This window comes from Microbacterium sp. (genome assembly GCF_049650565.1).
In the GTDB taxonomy this organism is placed as follows: domain Bacteria; phylum Actinomycetota; class Actinomycetes; order Actinomycetales; family Microbacteriaceae; genus Microbacterium.
The window spans coordinates 21,980-28,193 of record NZ_JBASAK010000098.1 but is presented as its reverse complement, the minus strand read 5'-3'; the positions used below and the strand labels follow the sequence as shown (position 1 = coordinate 28,193).

Below are 6,214 nucleotides of genomic sequence, written 5' to 3'. Positions count from 1 at the left end.
GCCGTCAGGCCCGGTCGTGCAGGGTGATGCGGTAGCCATCGGGGTCGGCGAAGGTGAAGGTGCGGCCGAACGGACCGTCGATCGGTGCGGACACGATCACGTGACCGTCGGCGACCAGCGCGTCGTGGATCTCCTGAACCCCGGTGGCGTGCAACCAGATCGCCGCGCCGATCCCCGGCTCCGGAGCGGATGCCAGGTCTGTGCCCGGCACGACATCGCGGAGCGCGAAGGCGATCGGCGTCGTGTCGAAGACGACCGCGTGCGGCGGCCCGGCTGGCGAGCGGACCAGGCCGAGGTAGTGCTCGTAGAACGCCTGCGAGGCTGCGAGATCGCGGGCCTGCAGCGAGATGAAGTCGGGTCCGGTGACGGGCATGATGTCCTCCTCGATTATGTCAGTTTTCTGACATAGATGACTATATGTCAGAATACTGACATGAGTCAAGAGGGCATCGATCTGACGACGTCGCTGGGATACCTGCTCAAGGAGGCGTCCAGCGAACTCCGCACGGCGATGGAGACCGTGCTGCGCCCGATGGGGCTGACGGTCACGCAGTACTCCTGCCTGGAGCTGCTCGCGCAGCGCCCGGGTCTGTCGAACTCCGAGCTCGCCCGGGGTGCGTTCGTGACCCGCCAGTCGATGAGCGTGCTGCTGCAGGCCATGGAGCACGACGGCTACGTGACCCGGGCTGTTGAGGCTCCCGTCGGCAGAGCTCTTCCCACCCTGCTCACGCCTCGGGGGCGGGAGGTGCTGCACGCGGCGAGCGCCGCGGTGCGATCGGTGGAGAAGCGGATGCTGAGCGGCATGACCGCGGCACAGCAGGCCGCCGCACTGACGAGCCTGCGAAGCATGATCGCGGGGCTGCAGGACGAGCGGTAGTCCGGTCGGGATCTCGGACCGGCCCGGTCCTACAGCCGTTCCGGCCGCGCGCCGAGCCCGACGAAGCGACCGGTGAGGTGCGTGAGCCGCGGGTGGTCGCGCAGCATCCGCAGTCCGAACGGGAGCGGCGCATCCGATGCGCGCTCCGCGATCAGGGGACCCTGCAGCCTGCGCTGGACGAACTGGGTGACCCTGGTGGGCCGGCTGCGGCGCCGCTGCACGCGGCGCAGATCGGATGCGGCCGGCGTGCCGTCGCGCAGCACGGGTCCGAGGATGCGTGCGGTGGCGACAGCATCCTGGATCGCGAGATTGATGCCCACCCCGCCGGCGGGTGACATCGCGTGGGCCGAGTCGCCGATGCAGAGCATCCCGTCGGCGAACCAGCGGCGCAGCCGCTCGAGGCGCACGCGCAGCAGATGCACGTCGGCAGCGGTGATCGAGCTGACGGCCTCGGCCATTCGTGGCGAGATCCGCGCGATCCTGTCCTTCATCGTGGCGACGTCGGCGTCGGTGCCATGCCAGGCACCGGCGGGGATCACGTGAGCGATCTGGAAGAAGTCGTTGCGGTCGATCGTGATGATCAGGCCGGAACCGGCCTGGATGAACGGGTAGCGGTCACCGGCGGTCTTGGCGACGCGGAACCAGAGCACGTCCATCGCCGAGGCGACGCCAGTCGGGGCCAAGCCCGCCGCAGCGCGGAGGCCGGAGTCGCGGCCCGAGGCGTCGACGACCAGGCGCGCGCGCACGGCGACGTCGCCGTCGGGTCCGGTTCCCGTGACGCCGACGACGCGGTCACCGTCGCGGATCAGGGCGTCGACCCGGGTGGAGCGCAGGAGGGTGAACTGCGGATGCTGCGCCGCCGCGTCGGCGACGAGGTCCAGGAAGTCCCACTGCGGCATGAACGTCATGACCTTGCGGCGCGTGGGCAGGCGCGAGAAGTCGGCCAGCGTGAGTTCGGTGCCGTACCAGCTGAACGTGACGCGAGGCATGTCATCGTGCGGACGCGCAAGGAACTCGTCGAGCAGGCCGAGCTCGGCCAGAAGGTCCTGCGTGGAGGGGTGGATGGTGTCGCCGCGGAAGTCGCGCAGGAAATCGGCGTGCTTCTCCAGCACGACGACGCCGATGCCTTGCCTCACGAGCGCGAGCGCCAGGGTGAGGCCGGCCGGTCCGCCGCCGACGATCGCGCAGTCCGCGTGCAGTTCGGTGGTCATGGGTACAGCTTGCTCCGAGCGGGGACGGTATGCCACGTTCTCGCGGCGTGCAGACTGGTGTGACCGCACGTGTCGCCACGACCAATACGATCGACCCATGGCGAAATCCCATGATGTCGAGTCGGCCGGATCCAAGTTCTCTCAGGTCCTGGAGACTGCCGCGAAGCTGCCCGGCGTGCGGATCGACCGCGATGCGTATCTGCGCACCGCGCTGAAGCGCCACTGCACGGAAGAGCAGATCGAGCGTGCGATCGCAGAGACGCCTGCTGCCGCGGGCATCCCGCTCAGCGTGATCACTGAGGTGGCGAACACCTCGATCAAGTACGAGACGAGCAAGGTGACGGGCCTGTCGACTCTCGCCGGCCTGCCCGGCGGATTCGCGATGCTCGGCACGATCCCGGCAGACCTCGCCCAGTACGTCGGGCACATGCTCCGCATCGCGCAGAAGCTCGCGTACGTGTACAGCTGGCCGGAGCTGTTCTCTGAAGACGACGTCGACAAGAAGATGGATGAGGCGACAGAGGGGATGCTCGTCCTGTTCCTCGGCGTGATGGTCGGCGTGCAGTTCGCGCAGGGAGGCGTCGCCAAGGCCGCTGCCATGATCTCGGCCCAGGTCGTGAAGAAGCTGCCCCAGCAGGCGCTGACCAAGGGCGCGATCTATCCGATCGTGAAGAACGTCGCGAAGCTTCTCGGCGTGCAGATGACCAAGAAGCTCTTCGCGGGCGGCGTGGCGAAGGCGATCCCCGTCATCGGCGCGGTGCTCTCGGGCGGTCTGACCCTGAGCACGTTCCTTCCGATGAGCAAGCGGCTGCAGAAGCACCTGGCGAGTTTGGAGCTCACGAAGCCGGACCTGCGCCCGGAGACGCACGACGAGCGGTCGACCGCTGCCGAAGTGATCGTGATCGAACCTGTCTCGGAGGACATCGCGTGAGCACCGGAAGCAAGGCCCTGGACAGAACGATCCAGCAGTGGCTGTCGGACATCGACGCCGGCACGCTGCGGCTGCCGAGCTTCCAGCGCGGTGAGGCGTGGGACCGGCGCCGCATCGAGTCGCTGCTGCGCACGATCGTCCGCGACCTGCCGCTGGGCATCACGCTCGTGCTGCAGGTGGGCGACCGCGAGCAGTTCCACTCGCGGCCACTCGCCACCGCACCCGACACTGCGGCGAAGGTCACCGAGCACCTGCTCGACGGCCAGCAGCGGCTCACCGCGCTGTGGCGGTCTCTGAAGGACAATTACCCCGACCGCACGTTCTTCGTGCATCATCCGCTGCTCGACGACGATCCGCAGAACGACGACGACGAGATCGACGTCTGGTCGTACCAGCTCTGGAAGAACAAGTCGGGCAACGTCATGCCGCGCTGGACCGAAGATCCGGAGCGGTGCGCCAAACGCGGGCTCATCCCGGTGCGTCTGCTGGATCCGGCCAACGGCGACGAGGTGAACGGCTGGATCGAGAAGGCCATCCACCACCTGAAGCCGACCAAGGATCAGCACACCGACGTCGACCAGATGTTCGCCGCGATGGAGTACTACCAGGAGCGGCGGAAGTTCCTCATGGATGACGTCATCTCGCCGCTGCGCGAGACGGTGAAGCACTATCTGCTGCCGTACCTGAACCTGCCCGCGACGACGCCGCGGTCGGTCGCGCTGGACGTGTTCATCAACATGAACACGAACGCCAAGCCGCTGCGCGCCTTCGACATCGTCGTCGCCGAGGTGGAGAGCGCGACGGAGGCCCGTCTGCAGGAGATGATCGACGACTTCGTCGAGAGCAACCCCAGGCTGACGCATTTCGGGAACATCGGCGACCTGATGCTGCAGACGATCGCGCTGCATCAGGACCTGGAGCCCAGCAAGTCGGGATTCTTCTCGCTCGACTCGCAGCGGCTGGTCGACGAGTGGCAGGAGACCTGCGACGGCCTGATCGGCGCGATCGAGCTGTTGTCGCACCTGCGGATCTGGGATGCCGCACGACTCCCCACCGCCATCGCGATCCCCGTCGTCGCCGCACTGCTGGCCAGCGGTCCGAAGAACGGCGACGGGCGGGGTCTGATCGAGCACGTCGCCCGCAAGTACCTGTGGGCTGCGTTCTACACAGGCCGCTACGATGGCGCGGCCGCCACCCGCTCCTACGCCGATGCGCGACCGCTGCTGGCGTTCGCCGCGTCACCTTCCAAGGAAGGTCTGGATGCCCTCGACACGCAGGTGCCGATCTTCGACCGAGATGTGTACCCGCTGCCGACCGTCCGCACCCTCGCGGGCGCCGACTGGCCGGCGAAGAAGAACAGCCTCGCGCGGGCAGTGCTCGCGACGGCGAACTACTTCGGCGCTCGCGACTTCGCCGACGATGCGCCCATCAGCGAGTCGAACGTTCAGAAGCGCGAGTACCACCACCTGTTCCCCGCGAAGCTGCTGAAGGATGCCGGCATCGACCCGAACCTCGCAATGAACTGCGGGCTGATCACCTGGCGCACGAACCGCACGATCGGCCGGCTCGATCCCATCGCCTACCTGCAGGACCGGACGGATGCTGCGCCCACCGAGCAGGCTCTGGAGCAGCGTCTGCAGAGCCATCTGATCCCGGCATCCGCTCTTCAGAATGCCGGGCCGTACCCCGAAGACGTGACCGGGCACGATCTCGCGGCGCTGGTGCGGCCCGACTTCGACGCGTTCGTCACCGCGCGCGCGACGATCATCGAACGGGCCATGCAGTTGCTGTGCGCGGGTGAGAGCCCGACGCTCGCGGACGTGATCGGCGCAGGCTGAGCGGCGTCGCTACTTGTGGATGCATTGTCGGCTTCAGCCGCAGTGTCCCCACCTCCTGCTACAGTCCATCTCAGGTTCAAGAGCTGCAGTCATCGGTACCTGGCCGGCTGCACGGCAACCCTCCTCATCGAGCGGGGTGCCCCAGGGGAAGAACCGGCCCGGCGCGACCGCGTGCGGGCAAGTCGATGGGTTGGCGCCGGTTCGTGCAGGCGCGACGGCGCCGCCCTTCAGCTGAAGGGATACGAGCGATGAACGCTCAGAACTACCGTGATGAACGCACCCGGTCCGAACTCGACACGCTGCTCCATTACGACTTCTGGCTCCCGATCGGACGTGGGTTCACGGCGAAGTACGTCGCTGAGAACTACCCAGGCTGGACATGGAACCAGCTGATCCGAGTGCTGACAGCTTCACGCGTACGTGTAGCGCAGCCCGGCAAACCGAGCATCTGCGATCCAGACGTTGTGCGACTGCAGTTCGACAGTGAGACGTCATGGCGCGTCGAATGGGAGGACGGCTCGGTGACCGAGGGCCCCGATCCGGCGGGCACAACGCATCCGAGCGCGTCGACCGCGATCGAGACCGGGCAGACCCACGAGGCAGCACCCCAAGCCGATGGCTGGCCGGCCGATGACCGTCCGATCTTCATCGACAGCGGCTACGGCCGCGTGACCCCGTCGGGACCGCTGACCGATGACTCGGGTGAGCGACGCCGGCTGACGCCCGGCGCGACCGTGTCGGCGGATGCCGGTGACGAGGAGTTCGCCCGAGCCTGGGCGGATGTTCTCTCCGATGAGCCGACAGGGGCGAACCGGTGGGAGTATGCCGTCGAGATGCCCCGCACGGCGGAGGGCCCGCGTAAGTCGGATCCGCTACCGCTTGAAGCCGCGCTCGAGCGCGTCCGCCTCACCCCTGGCGCACGCCTGCAGCGCCGCGCCGTCGGGCCGTGGAGCATCGTGCACACTCCGTTCCCGTCAGTCGAGAAGACCGGGTGGGCGGAGCTCGAGCCGGAGAAGAAGAAGTGGCACGCGGCGATGTCGGAGTTTCCGCCGAGCTTCCGAGGAACCGTCAGCCGAATGGGCGGAGTGGAGGCCTCCCCCTCGGAGTGGATCGAATTCGCGCGCCGCGCCGCCGCCGCAGGGTTCACGCCGGGCAGCTACCGGACGCTGGGCACGGCCCACCTCGCCTGGACGGCGCGCCAGGCGAAGTCGCCTTCGCAGTGGCTGCGCGGACGAGACGTCCCGCCGCTGACGAGCATCGAGCTGTGGGCACGCTTCCCGCGACTGGTCGATGAGGGCCGCAGCCCGCTCGAGGCGATCGAACGCATCGTCATGCAGCAGCGCTGAAGGTCGGGGCG

Annotated in this window: 6 protein-coding genes and 1 riboswitch; of the genes, 4 read left to right on the top strand and 2 right to left on the bottom strand. The window is 67.8% G+C overall.

Going from position 1 to position 6,214, the window contains the following annotated elements; genetic code table 11:
- Positions 1-4: 4 nt before the first annotated feature.
- A complete protein-coding gene (locus WA967_RS15240) occupies positions 5-373 on the bottom strand; it encodes a VOC family protein (protein ID WP_424424346.1) in 369 nt (122 codons plus the stop codon).
- A gap of 60 nt (positions 374-433) precedes the next feature.
- On the opposite strand from WA967_RS15240, the gene WA967_RS15235 reads away from it, so the two are divergent.
- Complete coding sequence (locus WA967_RS15235; RefSeq protein WP_424424344.1) at positions 434-877, top strand: MarR family winged helix-turn-helix transcriptional regulator; 444 nt, start codon at positions 434-436, stop codon at positions 875-877.
- Between the two features lie 29 nt (positions 878-906).
- On the opposite strand, the gene WA967_RS15230 is transcribed toward WA967_RS15235, so the two are convergent.
- On the bottom strand, positions 907-2,088 hold the full coding sequence (locus tag WA967_RS15230) for an FAD-dependent oxidoreductase (protein WP_424424342.1): 1,182 nt from the start codon (positions 2,086-2,088) through the stop codon (positions 907-909).
- A gap of 97 nt (positions 2,089-2,185) precedes the next feature.
- On the opposite strand from WA967_RS15230, the gene WA967_RS15225 reads away from it, so the two are divergent.
- The 3 genes from WA967_RS15225 to WA967_RS15215 all read left to right on the top strand — a co-directional run bounded on the left by WA967_RS15225 (position 2,186) and on the right by WA967_RS15215 (position 6,203).
- Entirely contained in the window at positions 2,186-3,019 is an 834-nt protein-coding gene (locus WA967_RS15225) for a hypothetical protein (RefSeq protein WP_424424340.1), read from the top strand.
- Entirely contained in the window at positions 3,016-4,857 is a 1,842-nt protein-coding gene (locus WA967_RS15220; RefSeq protein ID WP_424424338.1) for a GmrSD restriction endonuclease domain-containing protein, read from the top strand. The genes WA967_RS15225 and WA967_RS15220 overlap by 4 nt, the downstream gene beginning before the upstream one ends.
- 74 nt (positions 4,858-4,931) lie before the next feature.
- A riboswitch (SAM riboswitch) is annotated at positions 4,932-5,047 on the top strand.
- Between the two features lie 58 nt (positions 5,048-5,105).
- Entirely contained in the window at positions 5,106-6,203 is a 1,098-nt protein-coding gene (locus tag WA967_RS15215; protein WP_424424336.1) for a hypothetical protein, read from the top strand.
- Positions 6,204-6,214 lie beyond the last annotated feature (11 nt).

Coding starts and splice junctions, on each gene's coding strand:
- WA967_RS15240 (WP_424424346.1), bottom strand. CDS start 373: ATGCCCGTCACCGGACCCGACTTCATCTCGCTGCAGGCCCGCGATCTC.
- WA967_RS15235 (WP_424424344.1), top strand. CDS start 434: ATGAGTCAAGAGGGCATCGATCTGACGACGTCGCTGGGATACCTGCTC.
- WA967_RS15230 (WP_424424342.1), bottom strand. CDS start 2,088: ATGACCACCGAACTGCACGCGGACTGCGCGATCGTCGGCGGCGGACCG.
- WA967_RS15225 (WP_424424340.1), top strand. CDS start 2,186: ATGGCGAAATCCCATGATGTCGAGTCGGCCGGATCCAAGTTCTCTCAG.
- WA967_RS15215 (WP_424424336.1), top strand. CDS start 5,106: ATGAACGCTCAGAACTACCGTGATGAACGCACCCGGTCCGAACTCGAC.